Below are 22,099 nucleotides of genomic sequence, written 5' to 3' on the forward strand. Positions count from 1 at the left end.
TGGCCCCTTACACGTGGTGTATGGGTGGCGGCCACCTGTGGTGGTGGCGTCCGCGTGGGGTCCCGCCGCGGTGCGGTCCTTGCATCACCCGCCCCGAAAAGGGGGTCAGGTGCTGGTCAGATCGAAAGCGAACCTGATCGCACTGCTCATGATTCCATCGGTCGGGTCAGGTGTTCCCCCCGCTTCCGCGTCGGGGCGCCGGGCCATGACCTTGATGCCGGTGGCGTTGATGTCGTGGAGCCAGCGCCGGGTAGCCGGATCGCGGCCCAGGACGACCTCGCGGGCCTTGTCCTCCAGCCACTCCAACTGGCTCTGCGCTCCTACGGAGTCGGGGTCGCCCGGGTCGGGCGCGGACACGGAGGTGACCTGATAGACCAGGGTGGCGTCCTCGTTGAGGTCGCTGTAGGGGGCGCCGTCGGTGGTGCGGTCGACGCGGTACAGGATGTAGTAGCTCGAGGGATTACCGTCCGGTCGCCGGCCGCGCCCCACCGGCTTCTCGGCTCCGGTCTCCAGGGCGGTACGGAGCGCGTCGGTGAACACTCTGCTCCTGATCACAGCAGCACCTCCGACACCGCTATCCGCATCGACGCCAGCAGGGTCGTCTCGATGAACGGCAGTGCAGGCTGCACGTGCGGAAAGGGTTTCTGGTCGTAGACCCGGCCCAGGCTGTCAGGGCCGACGAACCCGAACTCCAGGCGCCTTCCCTGCGGCTCGTTGGTGCCGATGGTGCACGACGCGCCGTACGGCAGACGCCGGGTGGGTGTGGGCTGCCACGAACTGCGGTAGTCGCCGCTGATGACGTTCGGGCCCGGCCTACCGGAGGCGTAGCCGCGGATGCGGGCAGCCCCGAGCTCACCGGTATGCTTGACGGCCCGCTGCACAGCCGGGCCGATTTTCGTGGCGGCGCGCTCGAGGCGGTCCGCCAACTCTTCGGGGGTCATGGGGTGCCTCGCTGCTGGTTCTGGTCCAGCAGGGTGATCCGGACCGCTTCCACAGTGCCTGCCCGGCCGGGGTCCTGGCAGGTCCAGGAGCGGTCGATGAGTGCGGTGTTCGCGGGGTCGTGGACCTGGATGACGGTGACGATGGCGTCCTTCGGTGCGATCGGTGCGGTCAGAGGGGTGAGGAGGCGGTAGCGGGACTTGGTCTCCTGCGTCCACGGCTGGAGCGCCCCGGGAATGGCGGAGATCTCCGACTGTGCGGTGCCGCCCTGCACGGCACCCGGCCCCTCGTACAGAGTCTCGCGCTGGGGGCGGGTGAGGTTGCCGGTGGCCTCGTCCAGGTCCGGCTCCCCGGTGGCGGGGAGTTCGATACGGACGGTGTCCAGCAGGAGATTCGCGTTGATCCACGCCTTTACACCGGCGAGGGCGGCATCAAGTCCGGCCATCAGTTTCTCCCCTGCGACCAGTCGGCGAGCTGCCGGAGGATTGCCTGGGTGACGCCGTGTTTACCGCCGTCCAGATCCTTCCGGTCCAGGGCGGCGCGCTGGAGCGCGGCCGGGTCGATCGCTTCGAGGAACTGGGCGATGAGATCGCCGTGGTCCTGTGGCTGTGCGACGGCGACGGTGGCGAGGCCTTCGAAGACGGCGCCGGCGGGCTGCCGGGTGTGGAGGATCAGGGACGGTAGCGCGGCGTGGATGTCGTGCTGGAGGACGTATCCGGTGATGTGGCCGCGGGGCAGGATGTGGCCGTCGAGTCGGATGACGGCGTCGCCGGGCGTGGCGTCGATGTGCACGCCGTGCGCTTGCGGCTCCTCGGGGGTGCTGGCATCCGGCTGCGAAGTGGCCTTGGGCTGGGTCATACAGGGTCTCCAGAGACGAGCCCGCGGATGTTGTTCAGGTCGGGGCGTGGGATCAGCTCGCGCACGCACCCGTGGTGAGCTGCCGGGTAGGCGGCGCAGTCATCGATCGACCGGATGGTGCCGTCGGCGTGGTCGGTGTCCTGATGGCTGACCCAGCCGCACTCGCTTCCGTCCCGGATCTGCATCCACTGCGCGTCCAGTTCCAGGCGTGCGGTGTTGATGGCCGCATGGTTGGCGGTGATGACGCCTTGCCAGGTGAGGGCGGAGCGGGCCCACGACGGGACGGGGTGGCGGGCCTGGTTGCGGTAGATGACGGTTCCGAGCGGGTGGTCGGCGGCCAGGCGGGCCGCGTCCAGGCCCGCATGGTTGCGGCCGAGGGTGACGTCGCGGGTGGCCTGCTGGGCTGCGCGGGCGAACGCCTGGGCGCGGCGCACGGCTTCCTGGATCCGCTGAACCAGGTCGACGTAGAAGGTGGCGGTCAGCGCGGTGAGGGCGGCCTGGTGGTCGCTGGTCCACCGGAACAGGGCGATGTCGGCGCCGGCCTGCCGGAGCGCCCGCAGGGCACCGTCGCGGTAAGCGACGGGCAGGTCTTGTCCGGCCCACCGTTCGGCGACGGCGCGGGCGAGCCGGTCGAACTCGCCGACCTGCTGGTTGAACTCGTTGACCAGGGCCCGGATGCGGGTGGTGGAGCCTCGGCCGCTGCGGAGGCGTTGAAGGGCGCGGAGCAGGGTGTCCTGGGCGGCGGTCAGGCGCCGCCACTGGCGTACGAGCTCGGCGGTGGCGGCGGTGACCAGGGCGAGGAGTTCGGCCCGGTCGTCTCGGGTCGTGGCGGGCGCGGCGGGGGTGCTCATCGGCGTCGCCGTTCGACGAGCTGGAACGTACCGAGGAGGACACTGCCGTCAGCACTGCCCGCGGGGACTTCGTCGGGTGCCGGGGACCCGCCGGCTTCCAGGGCGGCGATCTGCCGTTCGTAGGCCTTGATGTTCTCCGTGTAGGAGACGCTGACGACGCCGGACACATTCACGGTGGAGACCTGGGCGCGCAGGTTGGCCAGGCGTTCGTTGAGGACTTCGAGGGCGACTTTGCGGGCGGTGCCGAGCCGCGTGTAGCGGGCGGTGAGGTCGGTGAGGTCGAGGGGGGTGCCGAGTTGGGATTGCAGCCAGGCCTGTACGTCGGTGTTCACGGGCGTCCTCCAAGGGGGCGGTAGAGGGGGTGCGGGTGCGGGCCCGCCGGTTGGCGCCCCCACCACTGGGGCGGGCCCGCACCCGACTATTCGCCGCTGTCGCCCAGGTCAGCGGCGTTCCGGCCCCGGGACCGGGTCGTGGCCGCCGACTTGCGGGCGGCGGTCTTCTTGGCCGCCGTGGCGGTCTCGTTATCGGCGTCGGATGCCTCGGAGTTGGCGCCAGAGGCGTCGTCCTGGCCGTCGCCGGTAGGGCCCTCGCCCTCCTGGCCCGTCTGCTCCGTCTTCGCCTTGGGCAGGCGGGGCAGCTTGCCGTCGACCCAGGCGGCCGGGTTCGTCACCAGCGCCGCCAGACGCGGCTCCGGGGACGTCCCTTCCGCCAGTTCGATCGTCTGACGGGTGTCCGGGTCCTGTACGTACACCGTGCTGTTCAGTTGGGCGGCCATGGCTCACCACACCGACGCAGAGATGTGGATGTCCGGCACGTACATCACCGGCAGGGCGGCGGCGGAGCCCTTCGTCCACACCTGCGGCGGGTCGTCCTGGTAGCCGCGGGTGACGACGATGCCGGGGGCGTCCTCCCGCTCGATGGCCGGGTTTCCGGCGCGGGAGAGGATGAGTCCGTCGGCGGTGAGCCCGTACTGGGTTTCCGCCCACTGCTGCGGGTTCGGGGGGAGCAGGAAGAACCTGTTCTCCGGCAGCGCGCGGACGTCGGTTCCGTTGTCCAGCTCGATCTTCACGTCGTAGGTGGTGATCGGCGGGAGGTTGTAGCGGGCTCGTACGACGTTGACTTCGTTGGGGGCGAGGACCGCGGTGGGGATGGTCGACGCGCTGTTGACGGACCCGTAGTAGGCGGCCCGATAGGAGTCGTTGCCCATCATCAGCGCCGCCGTCTTGTACGAGGTGAGCGCGCGGGTGGGCATGGGGGCTCCGGAGGCGCGCAGGACCTCGATCCAGCGCATCTCGTCGCCGAGGATGTCCGCGGTGGGGTCGGTCCACGCGGTGGGCGCGGTCGGCATGTTCGCGGACGGCACCGCGTAGTCGGCCTCCAGGGTCAGCCCGTTCTCGCCGACCAGGGAGAACTTTCCGTCGACCAGCAGGTCACCGACGGCGAGTTCGAGGCGCTTCTTGATGGACAGCACGTGCGCGGCGACGTCGTCATAGACGGCGTTGACCAGGTCACGGGAGTCCATGCCGCGGTCAAGGCTCTCGAGGATGGTCTCGAACTCGCCCACGATGTACTTCTGCCCCAGGGGCAGCAGCTTGCCGGAGGTCGCGAACTGCGTGATCTCACGCGTGGCGACCTTCGTCTGGGCGTCCCACGCCCGGTAGGAGGCGGCGGCGACCCGGCGGCGGGTGCCGCGGTGCTCCCACTTGACGGAGTCGATGGTCCGCTCGGGCATCACCGACTGGGTCAGCTCGTAGTCGTCGGGGGTCTGGATCTCGCGGGCGAAGGCCTGGATCTCAGTGGGGGACAAATCGCGGAGCAGGAGCTCCAGCATGTCGTTCGGCATGTCGGGGTCTCCTGATCAGGCCTTGTAGACGAACTGGGAGTTGGAGCCGGCCGGGAGGTCGGTGGGGTCGAACGCGACCGGCAGCTTGGACGGGTCGATCTGCCCGTGGACCATGAGCGGGGCGGCGGCCTTGGTGGAGGTCGGCGCGAACGCGATCTCGGTGAACAGGAAGCCCTTGAAGGTTTCCGTGCCGTCGGACGCGGTGGCGGCGCCGCCTGCGGTGGTCGTGGCGACCGCGACGGCGGGGGTGGTTCCTCCGGTGAGGGAGGAGGTGGTGGTGGGTGCGGCGACGTCCTCGCCGAGCTGGGTGCCGCCCCACGTCAGCGTCCACGGGCCGCCCGCGTTGCCGGTGACCGTGACGTCGCCCGGGGCGATGTTGGAGAGGTTCTCCAGGGCGGTCTGCACGGCTGCGGCGGTGGCGTTGTAGGCGAGCGCTGCGGTGGTCTGCCCGGACCAGGTGATGGTGAACGTGCCGCCGGTCGGGGAGCCGGTGACGGTCAGGGTCTGGACCTCGTTGGTGACCGCCGCGTACGGCGCGTACAGGCCTGACGCGGTGATCTTCCCGAGGGGGATGCCGGACTTCATCTTCCGGTCCGACTGGTAGGCGGTGGGCGCCGTCCAGTGGAGGTTCTCGTCGAACTGGCTGAGGTCGAGGGTGACGGTCTCGTTGGCTTCGATGCCGAGCATGCTCATGAGCCACGGGCGGCCGACAGCGAGCGTCTCGGTGCTGGTGTACGGCTGGATGTCCACGCCGTGCCCCTTTCACGCTATGCGCGGGTGTGTGGTGAGGGCACCTGTGGTGGTGCCGTCCACGGGGGTTAGGGCGTGGTCCCTGGCTCTTGGGGTGGTGCGGTTATGCGGCGTCGCTGCGGCGCAGGCCCATGGCTTCGGCCCGCTTGCGGGCGGCGTCCCTGACGGCGTCCTTGCTGCTGCCGGACGGCTGGCGGGGTGCGTTGCCGCCTGCGGGGCCGCCGGACGGGGCGGGGGGAAGGGTCTGCGGTGCCGGGGTGCCGCCGAACATCTCTGCGCGGCGCTCCTTCAGGGCTTCGGCTGCGGAGGTGATGTCGTCGTCGCTGGCGTCGTCGGCGACACGGAGGAGGGCGGCGGCGTCGTCGAGGTCGTCGCCGGTGGCGCCGAGCTTGACCAAGGCGGCGCGGATGCGGGTCTGCCGGTCGCGGTCGGTGGCTTCCTTCTCCCGCTGTACGGCGGCGTCCTCACGCGCCTTCAGGGCCTGCTCACGCTTCTCGAGTTCCTCGGCGCGACGCTGCTCCTCGGAAAGGGCCTGCTGGCGGGCCTGCTCGGCCTGCTTGAACACGTCGCCGAACTTGGTCGGGTCGAAGGTGTCGGGGTCGATGCCTGCGGCTTCGGCGAGGGAGCGGTAGGCGGCGCGGCGCCCTTCTTCCTTCTCGTCGGACATCATCTTGTTCAGGCGGCGCTGGGTGAAGGTGACCTCGCTCTCGCCGGGCGGAACGGTCGACGCTTCCGAGGCGGGCGTGGGCGGAGTGGCGGGAGGCTGCTGTCCGGCGCGGGCGGCGACTTCGCCGGGGGTGGGCACCTGGGCGGGCGCGGCCGGGGCGTTGGGGTCGGTGCTGGCACCGGAGTTGTAGAACACGGCGAGGGCTGCCGGGCCGGTGTACGGCTGGGTCCAGCCGGTGGTGGTCGGTGCGAGACCGTGATGCGCGGGGCGACGCATAAGGGACAGTCCTCCCAGACTTGTTGTTCCAGGCCCCGCGCCTAGATCCAAGTGGAGCACAGATCTCGTCACGCGTTCCCCCCGCTCCCCTCAGCCCCCGTCTGACCGTCCTCCACTGCGGGGTCCTGCCCGGCTGTGAGGGCTGCCACGGCGGGGAGTTGCACGGCCGGCGGGTCGGGCTCCTCGGGCGCCTCACGGCCGAGGAACGCGGCCACCTCGTCCGGGTTGCCGAGGGCGTCGGCCAGGTTGCGGGCGTCCTCGAACGCGCGGGCGTCGATCCGCTTGATCTCCTCCTCGGCGTCCTCGATGGGCCAGCCGATCTCCTGGAGCCTGCGAATAGCGGTCTCCAGGGAGATGAGCTGGGCGCCACGGGCTTTGGAGACTTCCTCGAGGACGGCGGCCTTGTCCGTCGGCGTGTACGCGCCGCGGGTGAGCTTCGCCGGGAGGACGGGCAGGCCTGCCCAGTCGGGGTGCTGCCCGGCCTGGAACAGGCGCTGTACGAACTTGGGCAGGAGCCGGTCGGCGTGGTCTCGGGCGAGGCGCATCGCGGAGATGAGGGAGTCAAGGGGGCCGAGGGCTAGTTCGAGTTGGTAGCCGGAGGTGAACTGGGAGGCGTCCATCGTACCGAGCGTGACCCCCGGGATGCGGGACACGGAGGAGGCGCGGTCTTTCAGGTCGTGGACGTGGTTGCGGAGTTCGGCGAGGTTGCCGCTGGTTTCGACGGAGGTGATGGCGCCGCCTTCGCCGAGGGTGAGGACGAGGCCGGGGCCGGCCGTGTACTGCTGCTGCCCGTTGATGGCTTTGCCGCTGATGGCGAGGATCGGGGATCCGGTGGTGGCGGAGGCGCGGGAGGAGTCGGTGTCGGACCCGGACAGCTCATCGAACACCTGCAACACCTTGGCCAGGGACGACTGGCCCCAGTGTTCGCCGGCCGGGGGCACCGTGTTGGGCACGTGGATCACCGGCAGGAAGTCCAGGTAGAGGTCGAGGTGGTCGAGGACCTCGCCCTGCCCGTTCGTCGCGAACCGCGCCTTGTCCAGGGGCAGGGAGTCGACGTCGATGTTGCCCTTCAGGTCCCCAAGCTCCCACGTGGCGTCAGTGAGGTAGCACGTCTTGTAGGAGGGCTGTTCGCTCCACGGGTAAAGGCGGGTGATCGCCCCGTTCCCGTCGAGGAGATCGCCGCGGGCGAGGACGGGCTGGGCTGCCTGCTCATCGGTCGCCTCGGACATGACGGGGGCACGGAGTTCACGGCCGGTGCGGTCGACACCGTTGGCGGTCTGCGGGCGGATCCAGTCCAGCTCGTACGTAATCCGCCGGAGCCGTGCGGGCAGGCCCCGCTTCTTGTCCTCGGGGAGCTCCCACGCGAAGTGCACGCGGTCGGGGAAGTCGGAGCCGTCGGAGTCCTCGTCGAGGACGGGGAAATAGAACCCAGGATCGAACGTCTTGATGCGGGGGCGCTGCTTGTCGCCGTCCCAGTGCAGCAGGTAAACGCCGTCCCCCAGGCTGACGGCTTTGCGTTCGGTCTGGAGCAGCCGCATCGGCAGGAGTTCCTCGTCCGCCCACTCCCGCAGCAGCGTCTGGACGCGCTCGGCGGTGGCTGCTCCCTGGCTGGCGGCGCCGTCGGCGTCGGCGTGTTCGGCTCCGGGGACGGTGATGGTCTGCTCGTCGCCTAGGACGTGGGAGGTGATGGTGTCGACGAACATGGCCGGGTCGCCGAACTCGCGGCGTTCGCGGGCGTCGTCTCCGTCACGGACCGCGGTGAGCTCGGCGACCTGGTTGTTGTCGTAGGCAGTGAGCATCGTGTACGCGGCCAACCGGCGCTCGTCGGCTACGGGAACCCAGCTGGCGTGCGCTTCGGGGAAGGCGCGCCGGTTGGGCATGCCGAGGGTGTCGCTGAAAACGGGCTTGTAGTTGAGCCACGAGTAGGCGTCGACGACGACCTTCTTGGCGCCAGCAATGAGGCCCACAGCTGTCCTTCCCGCTGTTCCAGGCCCCGCGCCTTTGATCAGGGTACGGGGAGCAGCGGAAGGGGTTCCCTTGGGCTTGCGCAGCGTCAGGTGATCGTCAGGCGCGCGCCCCTGGGTGCGCGCCCCCCTACGGGTCGTTACGTGACGATTCGCACCCTTATGGAATGTGGCGCGGACCACAGTTCAGGCCAACTTTACGGAGTGGGGGCGTAGTTGGTCCTCGGGTGATCCTAGAGTTCCTTCCACGGTTCTGCTGAGCCCCGCCCGCCTTCCGGATCTAGATCGGAGGGAGGTCTTCCGATCATGTGAAGAAGGGGAACGTAGATGCTCGGAAACGAGGAGCCGCCAGACCTGGCGCTCTGGAACCTGATGGTCGCGCTGATCCAGTTGCACCTGGATCTGACCATGTGGATCCATACGGTCCTGGTCTGACGGCTACCGTCACACCCGGCGGTCGGCCATCCAGGTCGGCCGCCGGACTCGTTTCACGCTGACTGATGGGGTCAGCGGGTGCCCCCACTCTAGGGAATCTGCGGATGCGTTGTCGCTGGTTTCCTCCGAGATTTCATGGATCCCACATTTCAAATCGCCACCCAGGTTGCGTTTCAGGGATGGAAATCAGATTTGATTCGTCCCCAAATCGTGCTGCTCAGCGGCGGCCCCGGAGCCGGTTGTCCTGGTAGTGCTGCGTGCCCAGACCCTCCTGCATCGGGTCGGCGAGCTCGGTCAGAGCATGGACGTAGGCGTCCATGCGGTCCGGGGAGTCCATGCCAGGGATCCACGTGACGAGCTGCCCTTCCAGCCGCGGGAACTCCCCCACGTGGTGGATGAGGGCCTGAGCGGCGAGCTGGGCGATCGGCTCGGCGCGGAGCTTCTTCCCCTGCTTCGCGTGCACCGGGATGATCTTCGGCATGAGCAGTCCCTGGGTTTCGCCGGAGCGCTCGAGGTCCCGCCACGCCTGCCGGATGATCTGCGCGGACTGGTCGCCGCCGAAGTTGTCCTCGACGACGAACGCGTCTGCCTTGAGTTCGATGGCGAGGCGGCAGGCTTCGTGGCCCCAGGTGTCGGCGCCCATGTTCGCGGACCGGTCGGCGAGGACGTACATCTGTCCGTCGGCGGTGCGGCCGGCGCCGCAGATGCCGGTCTCGTCGTGGGTGTCGCCTTCTCCGCCGGCCTGGTCGACGGCAACCAGGGTGCGGGTGAGGTCGATGCCGCGGAACGCCATGGGGGTGATGCGGTTGTCGGTGATCCACGGCCACTTCCAGACGCCGCCCTCGAGCGGGCGGGGCTTCTGCTGGAACAGGGACCACCAGACGCGTTCCCCGACGGCTTTGCGGATCTTCTCGAGGGCTTTGCGGCCGTAGCGGACGGGCCACAGCGGCTGCCCGATGTCGCGGCCGAGGGGGTCTTCGTCGCTGTCGCAGATGGCGGGCAGGTCCAGGCGGATCCAGTCGTCGGCGTCTTCGCCTTCGAGGATCTTCCCGGCGAGGTCCTGTTCGTGCCAGCGGGTCTGGATGACGATGATCGATCCGCCGGGCTCGATGCGGGTGTTGAGGACGGACGTCCACCAGTCCCACAGCCGTCGCCGCATCGTGGGGCTTTCGGCGTCTGCGGCGTCCTTGATCGGGTCATCGACGATCGCCAGGTGGGCGCCCTTTCCGGTCAAGCCTCCGCCGACGCCGGCGGTGACGAGTCCGCCTTCGAGCCGGTTGCCGTCTGCGTCGGCGAGGTCGAAGCGGTTGGCGGCCTTTGATCCGGCGTGGAGGTAGAGGCCGATCTGGGGGCCGTAGGCGTTGATGGCGTCGCGGATCCACCGGCCGTGGTCGTCGGCCAGGTCCGCACTGTAGGAGGCGATCATCACGCGGTGGTCGGGATGCCTCGACAGGTACCAGAGCGGCGCCCACCGTGCCGCACGGCGGCTCTTGCCGTGCCGCGGGGGCATGGTGATGAGGACCTTGCGGGAGTGGCCGCGGGCGATGTCCCGGAACACGCGGTCGATGAGGTCGAGGTGGCGGGCCTGCTTCTCCTTGCCGTCGGTGAGGATCGCCGACATGGAGCCCGGGGACCGCTTGAGCGCCATGTCGCGTTCGATGGTGACCAGGGCGGCGCGCTGTTCGGGGGTGGCCCGTCGGGCGATGCTGCGGCGTTCGGCGCGGGGCAGGCGCCGGTAGGCGCGCAGGAATTCCTCGGCGCGGCGTACGACGTCCTGTTCTGCGTCGTCGAGGCCGTCAGGGCTGGGCAGGGTCGCTGTCGTCATCGGAGTCCTCGTCGTACGCGCCGTCCGTCTCGTCGTCGAGGTCGTCGTCTTCGTCGTCGGCGTCTCCGGCGGTGCGGATCAGGTCGTACATCTTGGCCAGGGTGGTGTGCTGGAGCTGCATGGGGGTGCCGCCCGGGCCGGACAGTTCTGCCTTGACGGCGGCCTTCCAGCCGTTGAGGCCGGCCTGCTGGTCGAGGGCTTTGAGGACAACGTCTGCGGCTTTGAGGTCCCTCTCGTTCACGGCCAGGGGCAGGAACGTCTCGAGGAGGGCTTCGATGACCTCGTTCTGTTCCTCGCGGTAGGCGTCGACTTCGGCCTGGGTGGCGTCCTTGCGTTCCTTCACCGCGCGGTAGAAGTCCTTGCGGGCGGAGGAGGGGGATCCGTAGCCGAGGTTGAGGATGCGCGGGTCGTCGTAGGGGACTTTGATGCGGCGCAGTCTGATGAGGGCGGCGCGGCGTTCTTCGAGTTCTGCTTGTAGGGCTGCTGATGGGCGCATGGCGGTGGGGGCTCCGCTCGTGTGTGATTATCCGTCCCCCGCCTTGTGACAGATGATCGTCGATGTTGCGGTTTGGGTTCCCCCGGCCAGGCTTGGCGGGGACGATGCGCGGCATGAGTGAGTCGGAGAAGCGGGGTTGGCGTCCTACCCGTACGCAGAAGATCGTGGCCGTTCTGGTTGTCCTGATCGGGTGGACGTTGTTGGCGAATCAGTGGGCGGGCAAGGGGTGCGGGTTACCCCAGGGCTACTCGCTCGTGATCCAGCACGGGACGCCGGACCGGGATGAGGGTTGCGAGGACGAGCCGACCGGCCCGACGTACACGGATCAGTACTACGGCTGAACAGGGGTGCGGCCCCACTCCGGCCGGGGGGGGATGTAGCCGGAGTGAGGCCGCGGTGCTCGGTCCATCCGGGGGAGATCGGTCCGAGCGGTTTGCGTGCACGGCCCGGATGCTCCTTGTTCTGGCGGGGACCTGGAACAAGGAGATCAGATTGTTCAAACCACCTGTCACCGGGCCGTGCAGTTCTGATGCTGCCGTACGAATCACGGTTTGTCTGAGGTGGCTTCCCCCGGCGGCCTACTCGCTGTCTTCGCTGGGGGTGGGTTCGGGGCCGGGGGCGTAGTAGCCGCGGACGTCTTTGCCTGAGTCATCCTTGGCCTGCCGGTGGATCCTTCCGGCCTTCACGAGCTTGCCGAGGGTGTTCTTCAGGGTCGCTTCTTCGAGGCCGGCGACGCTGCCGATGGTGTCCTTGTGGACGTAGTTGACGTCGATGCCCGCGGGGTCGGCGAAGTCGTTGAGGACCTTGAGGATCTTGTCTTCGGCGGTGGCGGGCTTCTTCGGGCCGAGGTCCAGGCTGCCGAACAGCATCCCGGCGCTTCCGCCTTCGCCTTCACCGTCGTCGTCTCCGAGGATCGAGGTGGCGGCAATGTCGTGCCGGTTGTCCCAGTCGGGCCAGTCGGCCGGGTGCGCGATGCGGGCGGGGTCGATGTATTCGGCGGCGGACTCGAGGATGAAGGTGCGCATCATCTCCGCGGCGCCGCCGGGTCCAAGGGTGTAGCCGAGACCGAACGTCGACTTGGGGTCCTTGAGTGCCACCTTCTCGTCGTAGACGAGGGGCCGGTCGACGTCCCAGGAGGCGGGGATTTCGCCGGGATCGACGCCTTCGAATCCGGTGGTGACGAGGTGCTGTTGCCCGGAGTCGGAGCGGAGCATGACGAGCGATCCGCCCTGGATGACGTTCATGCGCAGCGCGGTGGAGCCGCCGACCTTCTCGGCGTTCACGGCCTGGTTGACGATCGTGAGGATGATGCCCTGTGATCGGGCCTTGGCCGCCAGGGCCTCGACAATGATCCCCGCTTCCTTCTTGTGCTCGACCATCTCTGACAGGGGGACGTGTGCCTCGTCGAGGATGACTCGGACCCACGGGCGTTCGGGGGTGGCCTCGAAGTTCTTCATCTTCAGGCGGGCGGATTCCTCCATGCGCCAGTTCATGAGGGCGTAGGCGACGCGGAGGGAGCCGATGACGTCGTCGACCAGGCCGGAGAAGCAGGCCATGGTTTCGACGTCGGGGTTGGATGAGCCTTTGGGGTCGCCGTAGATGATGGCGTGGCCGTTGACGTGGTCGGCGAGGGCGATGATCTGGACGAGTCCGCCTTTGCCGGAGCCGGTGACGCCTGCGATGAAGAGGTGCTTGGCGCCCAGGATGGGGTCGGTGAACTGAACGCGGGCGGGGAAGCCGGAGACGTGCCGACCGATCTCAACGTAGCCTCCATCGCTGATTTTGAGGGCGTGTGTGCCGGGGAAGGGCACGCCGTCCTGGAGCGGGTTGTGCTTCATCAGGCGGATCTCTCCGAGGCGGGGGTTGCCTGGGACGGGGTTGTAGGAGCACAGCAGGGTGTTGGTGCGCAGGGCGCCGGCGAGGCTGGCCCGGTCGGGCAGGGGCAGTTTGTCGAGGTCTTCTCCGGCGACGACGTAGGCGACTTCGCCTCCGGTATTGGGGTCGGTCTGGACGTCTTCGAGGCGGCTGCCGGCCATGACGCCGCCGGTGCGGGCGGCGTACTTCTTCCACGCTCCGGACAGGGTGGCGGGGTCGAGGTCGGGTGGGGCGGCCTGGTTGACGGTGATGTGGACTTCCCCGGCGTGGGCGCCGGGGGTGAAGTCGATCCAGGCGGGCTTCTTCCGGTAGGCGGAGGAGACGGTGTCCTTGGTGACGGTGACGGACTGGCCGATGGGGGCGGTGATGGTGCCCTGCCAGCGGAGGTTGGACAGGGTGCGTACTTCGAGGTGCTGTCCCTTGTGGGTTCCGGTGTCCGGGTTGGAGATGACTTCGTACCAGCGGTAGGCGATCTGTTCGGCTGCGGTCTCTGGGACCCGGGCGGCTTGCTGGACCGCGTTGGAGGTTGGGGTCTTGGGCTTGCGCTGGCGGGCGAGGACCTTGCGGAGTTTGTAGGGGACGAGGCCGACGGCCGCCCACCAGCCAAGGGAGACGATGCCGGGGATCGGCTGGTTGGCGATGTCGAGGAGGCCGGCCATGAGGGCGTCGGCGCCTTTGGGGCCTTGGACGGTGCCCATGAGGAGGGCCATGCCGGTGGTCAGGGTGCTGCCGAACAGGGGGGTCTTGTGGGCTCGGAGGATGTCGTCGGCGGGCAGCTGGTTGAGGACGGCTTTGGGGATGCGGCCCATGTAGTTCAGGGCGAGGAAGGTGCCTGCGGCGCCGTAGCCGATGCCCGCGAGCGCGACGGCGCTGCCGTCGAGGAGGGGCGCGACGAGCCCGGTGACGATGGGCGCGGCGGTCGTGGCGAGGGCGACGGTGCGTTCGGTGGAGGCGGGCCGGCCGGTCGTCGTGGTGGTGGGGCTGGTCATGGGGTGTCTCCTCAGGCGGGTCGGGCGTGTGGGTGGGAGGGGTGCGGGCGGGGCCGGGACCGTGTGACGGTGGGCTGGTCCCGGCCCCTGGGCGCGGGGGCTATTCCTGGCGCAGCCAGTCACGGTTGATGTTGTAGATGGCGGCTCCGACCGGGGAGCGGGCGAATGCCTCGTTGATGCCGTCGTGACTGGTCCGGTTGGCGTCGTAGGCGGCTTCCGCGGCCGCTGAGGTGTTGCGGGCGGCGGCGCAGTGCTGGATGACGGCCTGGGACAGCCCTTCCATGATCTTGGAGACTTCCCTCGTCTCCGCGATGGTCGGGGTGTCGACGTTCATGGCGCCGATCTGCTCGGCGACGCGTGCGGTGTCGCGGGCCTCTTCGTCGATCTGCTGTCCGGCGGCCTGGATCGCTTCGGCGTTCCGGGCGGTGTCCTTGGCGAGGTCGACGACAGCTTTCTGGAGCTGCCGGTAGGTGATCTCAGGCATTGGCCATCTCCCGGTAGTAGGACACGACAGCGGGGGCGGTGTTCTTGGAGTCGACGACGGCCTTGTAGATGGAGCCGTAGCGGGTTTCGACGTTGGCGAGGAGTGCCTGGCAGGCGTCGGCGGAGCGGGCGGCGCGGCGCATGATCTCCTCGGCGGTGCCGACCTGTACCTGCGCGGCTTCTTCGAGCTTGGTCAGCGCGCTGACGAGGTCATCGCCGCCTTCGACGGTCTTGGCCTGCTCCACCCACCAGATGACGCGCTTGATCTGGTCCTCGGCCTGGGCCTTCATCGCGCGTGCGGCTTCGATGGCGCGGACCATGGTGTCGGCCTTGGCGGCGAAGCGGCGTTCGAACGCCTTGAGGGTGCGGACTTCGCCCTGGCTGATGCGTTCACGGTCGGCTCCTGCGCCGAGTTCGACGTAGCTGGCGCCGACGTTCTTGACCTGGATCGGCGTGGCGTTGGAGGTCGTGCGCTTCCCGGGCGCTGTCGGCTGGTGGTCGGCGCTGCTGGCCTGGGGCATGGGCTGGCCCTTCGGGGTGGGGGTGCGGTCCTGCTTCGGCTCGGTGCCTGTCCGGGCTGCGGCCGGCTTGTCGCGGGAGGGGGTTTGTTCGGTGTTGCTGGGCTGGTTCTTGGAGTCCTCGGTGCGCGGGTCCGGGATGGTGGGCGGGTTGGTGGGCTTCGGGGGGTGGTTCGGCTTGGGTGGGATGACCGGGCTGGGGGTGGGCTGTTGCTGCTTGTGGTCGGCGTGGGCCTTGTCCAGGCGGGCTTTCTCCTGGTCGGCGATCTCCTTGCGGTCGCGGTAGCCGTCCTTGACGCCGTCCTTGTAGGCCTGGACGTGGGCGACGGCGGTTCCGGCGCGGACGCCGTCCCGGTAGCCGGCCTCCCGGGATTCCTGTGTCGAGACGGGCACGCCGTCGGAGCCCGGCTGCCTGGCGGCCGGGTCGGTCTTCTTGGGCTGGCTGGTGTCGTCCGTGTCCTTGGGCTTGTCGGCCTTGCTGTCCTTGGCGTTCTTGTTCTTGCGGAGTTGCTTGGCTTCTTCCGGGGTGACGAGGCAGCCAGCGCCCGTGCTGGTGGGGCTGCCCTTGCTGCCGGTGGCGCTGTTCCCGGATCCCGTTGAGCTCGTGCCCTTCGGGCTGGCCTGGTCGCTGCTGCCGCTGCTCTTGCTGCCCGGCTCCTTGCCCGTGCTGGCGCCGGAGTTGGAGGAGGGGCCGGTGTTGTTCTTGCCCGTACCATCGGCCGAGCCCTTCGCGCCGGACGAACCGGACGTGCCGGACGACCCGCCGCTGGACTTTCCGCCCCCGGGCTTGCCGCTGCCCGAGGAGGCCCCCGAGCCGCTGCTGGAGTCCTTGGAACCGCCCGAGCTGCTCTTGCCGCTGTCGGCCTTGGAGTTCTTACCGGAACCACCGCCGTGGTCCTTGGACGACTTCGACGGGCTGCTGCTGTGGTCCTTTCCGCCGCTGGACCGGTTCGAGCCGGGGCCGTGCCCGCCGCGGCCGCCACCGGAGGAAGAAGGACCGCGGCCCGCTCCCCCACCGGAACCCGTACCGCGGCCGGAGCCGTCGGCGGAGTTGTTGCGGGAACCGCTGGAACTCTTCGGCCCCTTCGACCCGCCACCCGATCCGGACTTGCTGTTCAGGGACTTTCCGCCCCCACCGGAACCCCCAGATCCCTTACCTGAGGGGGAATTTCCCAGGAATCCGCCGGACCGGTTCACCGTGACCTGCCGGGATTCCTTGACCTGAACGGCCTGCGCTCGCGCTTTCTTCAAATCCAGCGCCTTGTTGCGGGCGTCCGCACCCTTTTCCCAGCGCTTCGCGGCGGCCAAAAGCCAGGTCCGTACGACGCTCTGCTGCTGCCGGGTGCCGACGGTGTTCTTCCCGCTGGTGTTGTCGGGGGTGTGGTCGCCTTGGAAGGCGTCGCTGGAGGCACCGTTGACGGCCGCGTCCTCAGCCCCGGTGCCGGTCTGGGCGGTGGTGGGGTTGAGGGTGAACGCGGCCGATCGGGCGGGCTGGACCGGGGCCGCCATGGACGCGAACAGGCCCGCCTGGGGGCCGTCCTGGGCGCCGGTGTGGGCGCTGTTCGGGGCGGCCGTGGGCGGCTGGTTGGGGTCCGGGACAGCCGCGGGGGCGGTGTCGGCCGACATCAGATTCCTCACTCTCTGTCAGTACCTCCCAGGTACCGCCCGCCCGAAGAAGATCCTCACGGGCGGGCGTATGGGGGGCGTCGGTGTGTGTTCTTTGCGGCTGGGAGGTACGTGGGAGGTACTTACGCTTGGCTACTCCTCGTGTTCCTCCTGGCCGCGACGGCGAGGACCAGGGCGAGGGCGCCGCCACCGATCAGGACGCCTTCGTTGATGCCCCCGCCGCCACCGGTGCCGCTGGTGCTGGTGGACGAGCCGGCGGCCTCCATGTCCGTGCCGGTGCCGGAGTTCAGGGACGCGTACTGGGTCCGGCACAGGTCCACGACGTCCTTGTAGGAGGGGCTGCCGAAGCCCTTCCCGACCAGCCCCTCCTTGCCCTTGATGCACTTGCCGACGGACGTCTGGAACGCCTTGTCGTCGCTGGTCTGCTGCTCCTTCTGGGCCTCGGCGGCACGGTTCATCTCCCGCATCGTTTCGAGATCCAGGACCTTCTGCTTGTAGGCGAATTCCCGCGCCTTGGCCTCGTTCTCGGCGGCGCTGGAGGAATACGACTGGTAGCCGATTAGGGTGCCGCACGCGATGACGGTGACGCCGATCGCAGTGGCGACCTTTCCGCGCTTGGTGAGGCCGGGCTTTACCGGCTGCACCGGGGTTCCGTAGGGGTTGGCGAATTGCCCTTCGAGGAATTCCAGGTGTTCGTTGTCGTGGTTGTGGTCGTTCATTTCATTCTCCGTTCGCTCGGGCGCGGTAGGCGGCTTTGACCAGCAGGTTTTCGATGGTGGGGAGGTCCTGGTCGGGGAGGTCGTTGAAGGCGAAGAACTGCATGTGGACGCCGTCTTCGGTGAGGATCTGCTGCATGTACGCCACGGCTCGTTCGCGGCTCGTGGGGGTGACGTGGCCGGTCTTCTCGAGGACGCCTTGGGCGCCGCGGATGCAGACACGGCCGGTGGGGCTGAAGTCGAGGGACTGGCACCATCCGTACCGGCGGATGACGGCGAGGGTCTGCTCCAGGTGCTGGGACGGCTTCTGCGGGACCGGGTTCTGCCACCAGCCCAGACCTGCCATCGCCTCCCGTACGGACTTAGGTAGCAGCCGGTGGTGCCAGCTCGGCGCCTGCGGGCTGGCAGGCACTGGCAGAACGGGGGGAACTGCCAGCGGACGGACACGGGCTGGCACCCCGGCCGGGTCTGCCAGCCGGGGCTCCTGCTTGTGCCAGTCGGTCAGGGCCATTCCGTCTTCCTCTGCCAATGCCAGTCGGGGGTAGGGGTCGGGGGTGCCAGCGGCCTGCCAGCTGCCAGTGCCAGTCACGAGGCGAGCCGCATCGGCTTTGCCAGCTCGGCGTGGCCGGCCTCGACGGCCAGGGTGCGCAGCTGCTGGGCGCGGGAGCGGGAGACGCCGAGGGCCTGGCCGAGCGTGGCGTCGCTGGGGGCCTTACCGTCCTTCTCCTTCAGCAGCTGGTAGACGTCGACGACCTCGCTGATGTCGACGCCGCTGGCACCGTTGGCAGTGCTGGTGGCAGTGCTCTGGCTGGCGTTGGCATTGGCAGCCTGCGGGCTGGTGGCAGCCTCGTTGGCACTGGCAGTGCTGGTAGCGCTGGCAGATCCGGCCGGGGCGTTGGCAGCTGGGGTGGTAGCAGCGTTGGCAGGCTGGCTGGCAACCGTGCGGCTGGCACTGGCAGGTCGACTGGCAGGTGCCGGGGTGGCACTGGCAGCGCGCTGGACGATCTCGGCGGCGCGGCGGCTGGCAGCTTCCTTCTCCGCGGCGGCCCGGGCGGCTGCCTCCTCGTTCTGACGAACGCGGCGGGCGGCTTCGGCGGCGCGCTCCTGCTCGGCGGCGACCCGCCGGGCGTGCTCCAGCTGCTCCTGCCGCTGGCGGCGCTCGTCTTCGTCGGCGGCCGCGCGCTGCTGGCGGGCGATCTCCTCGAGCTGGGCGCGGTGTTCGGCCTGGGCGAGCTCGCGCTGACGGTCGGCTTCCTCCTGGGCCTGCTGCTGCTCGCGGGCCTTCCGCTCACGGTCCAGGCGCTCGTCCTCCTGCTCGCGGCGCCGTTCGTCCTCGAGGCGCTGCTGCTCGCGCTTGTACTCGTCGGCCTCGCGCCGCTTCTGCTCGTCGTACTCCTCCTGCTCGCGGTGCCGCTTGTCGGCGGCGTCCTGCTTCTCGCGGGCGATCCGGTCCTCTTCTTGGCGGCGCTTCTCCTCTTCGCGGGCGGGCAGGGCGATGGCGTCGGTGACGCTCATGCCGTCCTTGGCGAGGGAGAGCACCAGCACCTGGTCCGCGGTGGCCTTGCGGCGCCAGGCCCACCGGCCGTGCTCCTTGCGGAGCTTGCCGATGTAGATCCGGCGCTCCCGCTCCAGGTTGAGGACGGTGTCCCACTTGCGGATCCCCCAGAGCCGCTGACGGCGCCACAGCACGAACGTGCCGACGGGGTTGAGGAGCCAGCGGGAGGGGTTGGGGCCCTCGATGTGCTTGTCCGCGACGATCTCGGCGATGCGGCCGATGGCGTGCCGGGCGGCTTCGACGGCGATGACGAACAGGATCGGGATGACGCCGTGCATGCCGGTGCCGACCGGGTCGGGCCAGGAGACGACGGCGTTGAAGGCGATGGTGGCGGCGGTCAGGCCCCAGGCGGTGTAGCGGAGGAGGGGGTAGGGGATGCGGCGCCAGGTGAGGAGGAGGTCGAGGGCGAGGAACGCGATGATGCCGGCGTCGACGGCGATGGGGAACGCGTGGGCGAACTTCCCGAAGTGCTTGGCCTTGGCGAGGTCGGTGACGGCGGCGTAGGAGCCGATGAAGCCGAGGGTGGCGATGACGAGGACGGCTCCGACGACGATCCCGGTGAGGATTTTCTGTGCCTTGGTGAGGGGCTGCTGTTCGGTGGGGGTGGTCCCCGGCGCGGTGGGCGCGAGGGGGCCGTCCGCGTGGGGGCGGTGCGGCTCGTTGCCGTTGGCCGGGGTGGTGGTCACGGGGATCGGGTCCTTTCGTGGTCAGGCTGTGTGTGGGGGGGGGTTGTTCAGGCGCGGTAGACGGGCGGGCGGACGCCGGCGCGGAGTTCGCGGATGAGCGAGCACGGCCCCTTGGTCGCGCAGTACGCGTCTTCGGTGTCCGGCAGGACGTTGCCCGTAGTGCCGTGCATCTGCCGGGCGACCTCGTTCACGACGCGCAGCATCTCGCCGTCGTTGGGCCGGCAGGCGCTGTTCTGGTTGCCGACGCCGTGCCGGTGGGCGCTGAGGATGTGCTGGCGGGCCTGGCGGGCGGCCCAACGGCGGCTCTGGGGGCCGGTGTTCTCATGCACGTGCCCGCCGTCGTAGAACGTGTCCTGGTGGCAGGCCGTGCAGTGGTACGTGACCATCTGGACCGGCGGCTTGTCGGCGAGCCACTTGCCCTCGAACTCGTACACGATGACCTCGGCCCCGGGGACCTCGGTGTGCGCGAAGGCGGTGACGAGGCCGACGCCGTCCGCGATCGCCCCGCGCGCGGCGACGTTCCAGAAGACGCGGGGCAGGAACTCGTCCCATCCCTTGCCGTGGGGCCACTGCGCGTACATGACGCCCTGCTGCGGGTCGAAGGTCGCGGTCCCGTCGGCGTTGTCCCGCTTGTACTGCTCGATCTGCTCGATCGAGCCGAAGTACGTCGCGCTGAACTCCTCGGACTCCAGGAAGATCAGCCCGTAGCCGTCGGGGCGGGTGTCGTGGCCGTCGTCCTTCAGCATCTCGACCATGTCCTCGTATCCCGCACTGCCGGGGAGGATGGTGCCGACGAGCGGAAGCCGGTAGCGGTCGCAGCTGGTGACGTGGGTCGGGTTGGTGTCGCTGACGTTGTGCGGCGTGCCGTACGTGTTCCGGATCGTGATGCTCATGGATGGTGCTCCCTTCTGGGTCAGGCGCTGTGGCGGATGGCGGGCTGGAGGATCGTGTTGGCGGCGAGCTGTTCGAGGGCGTCGGTAACGATCTGGCTGTGGTCGAACGCGAGGGCGATGTCCGGGTCGTTGAGGGGCACCCAGTGGACGGCGGCAGCGTCGTCTCCAGCGCGGGCGGTGGTCTCCTCGGGGACGGTGACCATGTAGGCGGCGGTGACGTACCGGCCGCGAGGGTCGCGGTCGGGTGCGTCGTAGACGCCGACCAGGGTCAGCGCGGCGGCGTCGACCTGGACACCGGTCTCCTCCAGCAGCTCGCGTGCGGCGGCGGACCGGGAGGTCTCACCGGGGTCGACGTGTCCGCCGGGCAGGGCGAGCTTGCCCTGGTGGGGTGGCCAGCCTCGCTCGATCATCAGGACGTGGCCGTCTCGGACACAGATCACGTCGGCGGTGTAGCGGATGGTCTCCAGGGTTTCGGTGTCAGTCATGGGTGTCCTTCCAGAGCCGGGGCGGGGGGGGGTAGTGGTCTAGCGGTCGATGCCGCAGCGGCACTTGGGGCCGTGGTTGCTGGCGAGGGCGTGCAGGTCTTTGAGCGTGAGGTCGCCGACCTTGCCGCCCTTGAACTGCATGCCGCTCAGGTCGCCGGTGGGGAGCGTGTCGGTGGCGAGCTGCCAGTCGCCTTCGAGGATCACGGTGCGGCCTCGGCGGCGCATGGTTCCAGCGTTGAGGACCTTGGAGCGGCGCTTTTTGGTGGCTTCGCGCTGCTTCCGGAAAGCCTCCGAGACTTGGCGTTGCGCTTCGGTGGTGGCGCCGCTCGGGACTGCGGGGCTCTGTTGTGTCGCTCGGTACTGCTCCTCGGGCGTGGGGATGGAACTGAACTTTCGGCTGGGGCGGAGGAAGCCCATGTCAAACCTCTCTGGTGGTCAGGCGGCGAGGTGGAGGGCGCGGCGGATTCGGCGGGCGATGCGCTGTCGGAGGGTGGGGGTGGTGGCGGTCCAGGCGAAGTACGCCTCGTACTCGGTGTCCGTCCAGCCGGCGGGGTCGCCGTGGGTCTGGCGGAACTGGAGGCCGGTCACTGGTCGGTCTCCTTCGCCGTCGTCGCGGACGCGTCCGTGGTGGCGGGCTGGAGGCGGGTGAGCGGGCCGTCGGTGAGCTCGGTGAGGAGCGTGCGGAGCAGGCCCTCGACGACGATCGTGAAGACGAGCAGGACGGCGATGCTGACGGGGTTGCGGTCGTCGAGGAGGTTGTAGAAGCCGAGGCCGGCGCTGAGGGTGCCGCCGTAGTAGAGGGCGTTGGCGGCGGTCTTGATGGCGTTGGCCTTGATGCGAGGCTTGTTCACGATCAGTCCTTGGGTTGTCGGGTGGTGGTTGCTGGTCGTGCTCGACACGGGCCCGGGGTGCGGGTCGGCCTCGGGGACGGCCAGAGGGTGGGCCCGGTCGTGCCGGGCCCTGGTGGTTCAGGTGCGGCCGGTGGCCTGGCAGGCGGCGCAGATTCCGCCGGGCCAGTTGTCGAACCAGCCGCTACAGATGGAGCACTGGCCGGCGTTGGCGAGCAGGTGGCGGGCGAGTCGGATGAGGTGCTTCACCGGGGGTTCCTCCTCTCGGTGGGTCGTGGTGGTCGGGGGGGGTGGGGCCCGGCCGGTTGTCGGCTCGGACCGGGCCCCGGTCGGGGGTGCTCAGTTGATCTGCACGCAGGTGACGGTGCGGTTGGCGTCGACGTTGACGAACGAGTCGCAGCGGCCGCACTGGAAGCCGCTGGGGTACGTGTCCATGACGGCGTCGCAGCACTGGGGGGTCTCGCTGATGCCGAGCTCGTCGCCCTCGTCCAGGGCGTCGATGTGGATTCGCGACACGGCTG

Annotated in this window: 27 protein-coding genes; 1 reads left to right on the forward strand and 26 read right to left on the reverse strand. The window is 69.3% G+C overall.

Annotated features, from left to right (window positions below; all coding sequences use genetic code 11):
- Positions 1 to 105: 105 nt before the first annotated feature.
- The 13 genes from AB0959_RS40025 to AB0959_RS40085 all read right to left on the reverse strand — a co-directional run bounded on the left by AB0959_RS40025 (position 106) and on the right by AB0959_RS40085 (position 10,904).
- Positions 106 to 555, reverse strand: coding sequence for a hypothetical protein (locus tag AB0959_RS40025; RefSeq protein ID WP_366831719.1), 450 nt, complete (start codon positions 553 to 555; stop codon positions 106 to 108).
- A complete protein-coding gene (locus tag AB0959_RS40030) occupies positions 552 to 941 on the reverse strand; it encodes an HK97 gp10 family phage protein (RefSeq protein ID WP_366831720.1) in 390 nt (129 codons plus the stop codon). Before AB0959_RS40030 ends, AB0959_RS40025 begins: the two co-directional genes overlap by 4 nt.
- Positions 938 to 1,384, reverse strand: coding sequence for a DUF6093 family protein (locus AB0959_RS40035; protein WP_366831721.1), 447 nt, complete (start codon positions 1,382 to 1,384; stop codon positions 938 to 940). Before AB0959_RS40035 ends, AB0959_RS40030 begins: the two co-directional genes overlap by 4 nt.
- Complete coding sequence (locus AB0959_RS40040) at positions 1,384 to 1,797, reverse strand: hypothetical protein (RefSeq protein WP_366831722.1); 414 nt, start codon at positions 1,795 to 1,797, stop codon at positions 1,384 to 1,386. The genes AB0959_RS40035 and AB0959_RS40040 overlap by 1 nt, the downstream gene beginning before the upstream one ends.
- Positions 1,794 to 2,648, reverse strand: coding sequence for a hypothetical protein (locus AB0959_RS40045; RefSeq protein WP_366831723.1), 855 nt, complete (start codon positions 2,646 to 2,648; stop codon positions 1,794 to 1,796). Before AB0959_RS40045 ends, AB0959_RS40040 begins: the two co-directional genes overlap by 4 nt.
- On the reverse strand, positions 2,645 to 2,980 hold the full coding sequence (locus tag AB0959_RS40050; RefSeq protein WP_366831724.1) for a hypothetical protein: 336 nt from the start codon (positions 2,978 to 2,980) through the stop codon (positions 2,645 to 2,647). The genes AB0959_RS40045 and AB0959_RS40050 overlap by 4 nt, the downstream gene beginning before the upstream one ends.
- Before the next feature lie 86 nt (positions 2,981 to 3,066).
- On the reverse strand, positions 3,067 to 3,423 hold the full coding sequence (locus tag AB0959_RS40055) for a hypothetical protein (protein ID WP_366831725.1): 357 nt from the start codon (positions 3,421 to 3,423) through the stop codon (positions 3,067 to 3,069).
- Positions 3,424 to 3,426: 3 nt separating this feature from the next.
- Entirely contained in the window at positions 3,427 to 4,491 is a 1,065-nt protein-coding gene (locus AB0959_RS40060) for a major capsid protein (RefSeq protein ID WP_366831726.1), read from the reverse strand.
- A 15-nt stretch (positions 4,492 to 4,506) separates the two neighbouring features.
- Complete coding sequence (locus tag AB0959_RS40065; protein ID WP_366831727.1) at positions 4,507 to 5,241, reverse strand: hypothetical protein; 735 nt, start codon at positions 5,239 to 5,241, stop codon at positions 4,507 to 4,509.
- Between the two features lie 103 nt (positions 5,242 to 5,344).
- The gene (locus AB0959_RS40070) at positions 5,345 to 6,184 is read right to left on the reverse strand and encodes a hypothetical protein (protein WP_366831728.1); all 840 of its coding nucleotides are present in this window, start codon (positions 6,182 to 6,184) and stop codon (positions 5,345 to 5,347) included.
- 68 nt (positions 6,185 to 6,252) lie between these two features.
- Positions 6,253 to 8,151, reverse strand: coding sequence for a hypothetical protein (locus AB0959_RS40075; RefSeq protein WP_366831729.1), 1,899 nt, complete (start codon positions 8,149 to 8,151; stop codon positions 6,253 to 6,255).
- Positions 8,152 to 8,800: 649 nt separating this feature from the next.
- Complete coding sequence (locus tag AB0959_RS40080; protein ID WP_366831730.1) at positions 8,801 to 10,408, reverse strand: terminase family protein; 1,608 nt, start codon at positions 10,406 to 10,408, stop codon at positions 8,801 to 8,803.
- On the reverse strand, positions 10,380 to 10,904 hold the full coding sequence (locus AB0959_RS40085) for a hypothetical protein (protein ID WP_366831731.1): 525 nt from the start codon (positions 10,902 to 10,904) through the stop codon (positions 10,380 to 10,382). The genes AB0959_RS40080 and AB0959_RS40085 overlap by 29 nt, the downstream gene beginning before the upstream one ends.
- A 113-nt stretch (positions 10,905 to 11,017) precedes the next feature.
- Here AB0959_RS40085 and AB0959_RS40090 point away from each other — a divergent pair, with 113 nt between their 5' ends.
- Positions 11,018 to 11,245: a hypothetical protein gene (locus AB0959_RS40090; RefSeq protein ID WP_366831732.1), complete on the forward strand. Its 228-nt coding sequence runs from the start codon at positions 11,018 to 11,020 to the stop codon at positions 11,243 to 11,245.
- Positions 11,246 to 11,482: 237 nt separating this feature from the next.
- Here AB0959_RS40090 and AB0959_RS40095 read toward each other — a convergent pair whose 3' ends face one another.
- The 13 genes from AB0959_RS40095 to AB0959_RS40155 form a co-directional block, all read right to left on the reverse strand.
- Positions 11,483 to 13,768 (reverse strand): hypothetical protein, encoded by a 2,286-nt coding sequence (locus AB0959_RS40095; protein ID WP_366831733.1) that lies wholly within the window; start codon positions 13,766 to 13,768, stop codon positions 11,483 to 11,485.
- A 100-nt stretch (positions 13,769 to 13,868) separates the two neighbouring features.
- Complete coding sequence (locus AB0959_RS40100) at positions 13,869 to 14,252, reverse strand: hypothetical protein (protein WP_366831734.1); 384 nt, start codon at positions 14,250 to 14,252, stop codon at positions 13,869 to 13,871.
- The gene (locus AB0959_RS40105) at positions 14,245 to 16,395 is read right to left on the reverse strand and encodes a hypothetical protein (RefSeq protein ID WP_366831735.1); all 2,151 of its coding nucleotides are present in this window, start codon (positions 16,393 to 16,395) and stop codon (positions 14,245 to 14,247) included. Before AB0959_RS40105 ends, AB0959_RS40100 begins: the two co-directional genes overlap by 8 nt.
- Before the next feature lie 122 nt (positions 16,396 to 16,517).
- Positions 16,518 to 17,114, reverse strand: a complete 597-nt coding sequence (locus tag AB0959_RS40110) for a hypothetical protein (protein ID WP_366831736.1) — start codon at positions 17,112 to 17,114, stop codon at positions 16,518 to 16,520.
- A gap of 1 nt (position 17,115) precedes the next feature.
- Entirely contained in the window at positions 17,116 to 17,523 is a 408-nt protein-coding gene (locus AB0959_RS40115; RefSeq protein ID WP_366831737.1) for a hypothetical protein, read from the reverse strand.
- A 173-nt stretch (positions 17,524 to 17,696) separates the two neighbouring features.
- A complete protein-coding gene (locus AB0959_RS40120; protein WP_366831738.1) occupies positions 17,697 to 19,352 on the reverse strand; it encodes a DUF2637 domain-containing protein in 1,656 nt (551 codons plus the stop codon).
- A 47-nt stretch (positions 19,353 to 19,399) separates the two neighbouring features.
- Positions 19,400 to 20,245 (reverse strand): hypothetical protein, encoded by an 846-nt coding sequence (locus AB0959_RS40125; RefSeq protein ID WP_366831739.1) that lies wholly within the window; start codon positions 20,243 to 20,245, stop codon positions 19,400 to 19,402.
- Between the two features lie 20 nt (positions 20,246 to 20,265).
- Positions 20,266 to 20,730: an NUDIX hydrolase gene (locus tag AB0959_RS40130; protein ID WP_366831740.1), complete on the reverse strand. Its 465-nt coding sequence runs from the start codon at positions 20,728 to 20,730 to the stop codon at positions 20,266 to 20,268.
- Positions 20,731 to 20,769: 39 nt separating this feature from the next.
- Positions 20,770 to 20,955 carry a hypothetical protein gene (locus tag AB0959_RS40135; RefSeq protein ID WP_366831741.1) on the reverse strand — a complete coding sequence of 62 codons (186 nt, stop codon included), beginning with the start codon at positions 20,953 to 20,955 and terminating at the stop codon, positions 20,770 to 20,772.
- 210 nt (positions 20,956 to 21,165) lie between these two features.
- Complete coding sequence (locus AB0959_RS40140) at positions 21,166 to 21,318, reverse strand: hypothetical protein (RefSeq protein WP_366831742.1); 153 nt, start codon at positions 21,316 to 21,318, stop codon at positions 21,166 to 21,168.
- Positions 21,315 to 21,581 (reverse strand): hypothetical protein, encoded by a 267-nt coding sequence (locus AB0959_RS40145; protein ID WP_366831743.1) that lies wholly within the window; start codon positions 21,579 to 21,581, stop codon positions 21,315 to 21,317. The genes AB0959_RS40140 and AB0959_RS40145 overlap by 4 nt, the downstream gene beginning before the upstream one ends.
- A gap of 117 nt (positions 21,582 to 21,698) precedes the next feature.
- Positions 21,699 to 21,827 carry a hypothetical protein gene (locus AB0959_RS40150; RefSeq protein ID WP_366831744.1) on the reverse strand — a complete coding sequence of 43 codons (129 nt, stop codon included), beginning with the start codon at positions 21,825 to 21,827 and terminating at the stop codon, positions 21,699 to 21,701.
- 90 nt (positions 21,828 to 21,917) lie between these two features.
- Positions 21,918 to 22,094 carry a hypothetical protein gene (locus tag AB0959_RS40155; protein ID WP_366831745.1) on the reverse strand — a complete coding sequence of 59 codons (177 nt, stop codon included), beginning with the start codon at positions 22,092 to 22,094 and terminating at the stop codon, positions 21,918 to 21,920.
- Between the last annotated feature and the right edge of the window lie 5 nt (positions 22,095 to 22,099).

Source organism: Streptomyces sp. NPDC046862, from assembly GCF_040704615.1.
Lineage (GTDB): Bacteria > Actinomycetota > Actinomycetes > Streptomycetales > Streptomycetaceae > Streptomyces.

What these genes read in the sequence shown, in the direction of transcription:
- AB0959_RS40035 (WP_366831721.1), bottom strand. Translation starts at nt 1,384, where the DNA reads ATGGCCGGACTTGATGCCGCCCTCGCCGGTGTAAAGGCGTGGATCAAC.
- AB0959_RS40095 (WP_366831733.1), bottom strand. Translation starts at nt 13,768, where the DNA reads ATGACCAGCCCCACCACCACGACGACCGGCCGGCCCGCCTCCACCGAA.
- AB0959_RS40110 (WP_366831736.1), bottom strand. Translation starts at nt 17,114, where the DNA reads ATGAACGACCACAACCACGACAACGAACACCTGGAATTCCTCGAAGGG.
- AB0959_RS40045 (WP_366831723.1), bottom strand. Translation starts at nt 2,648, where the DNA reads ATGAGCACCCCCGCCGCGCCCGCCACGACCCGAGACGACCGGGCCGAA.
- AB0959_RS40070 (WP_366831728.1), bottom strand. Translation starts at nt 6,184, where the DNA reads ATGCGTCGCCCCGCGCATCACGGTCTCGCACCGACCACCACCGGCTGG.
- AB0959_RS40125 (WP_366831739.1), bottom strand. Translation starts at nt 20,245, where the DNA reads ATGAGCATCACGATCCGGAACACGTACGGCACGCCGCACAACGTCAGC.
- AB0959_RS40130 (WP_366831740.1), bottom strand. Translation starts at nt 20,730, where the DNA reads ATGACTGACACCGAAACCCTGGAGACCATCCGCTACACCGCCGACGTG.
- AB0959_RS40030 (WP_366831720.1), bottom strand. Translation starts at nt 941, where the DNA reads ATGACCCCCGAAGAGTTGGCGGACCGCCTCGAGCGCGCCGCCACGAAA.
- AB0959_RS40085 (WP_366831731.1), bottom strand. Translation starts at nt 10,904, where the DNA reads ATGCGCCCATCAGCAGCCCTACAAGCAGAACTCGAAGAACGCCGCGCC.
- AB0959_RS40080 (WP_366831730.1), bottom strand. Translation starts at nt 10,408, where the DNA reads ATGACGACAGCGACCCTGCCCAGCCCTGACGGCCTCGACGACGCAGAA.
- AB0959_RS40100 (WP_366831734.1), bottom strand. Translation starts at nt 14,252, where the DNA reads ATGCCTGAGATCACCTACCGGCAGCTCCAGAAAGCTGTCGTCGACCTC.
- AB0959_RS40105 (WP_366831735.1), bottom strand. Translation starts at nt 16,395, where the DNA reads ATGTCGGCCGACACCGCCCCCGCGGCTGTCCCGGACCCCAACCAGCCG.
- AB0959_RS40055 (WP_366831725.1), bottom strand. Translation starts at nt 3,423, where the DNA reads ATGGCCGCCCAACTGAACAGCACGGTGTACGTACAGGACCCGGACACC.
- AB0959_RS40090 (WP_366831732.1), top strand. Translation starts at nt 11,018, where the DNA reads ATGAGTGAGTCGGAGAAGCGGGGTTGGCGTCCTACCCGTACGCAGAAG.
- AB0959_RS40040 (WP_366831722.1), bottom strand. Translation starts at nt 1,797, where the DNA reads ATGACCCAGCCCAAGGCCACTTCGCAGCCGGATGCCAGCACCCCCGAG.
- AB0959_RS40060 (WP_366831726.1), bottom strand. Translation starts at nt 4,491, where the DNA reads ATGCCGAACGACATGCTGGAGCTCCTGCTCCGCGATTTGTCCCCCACT.
- AB0959_RS40135 (WP_366831741.1), bottom strand. Translation starts at nt 20,955, where the DNA reads ATGCGCCGCCGAGGCCGCACCGTGATCCTCGAAGGCGACTGGCAGCTC.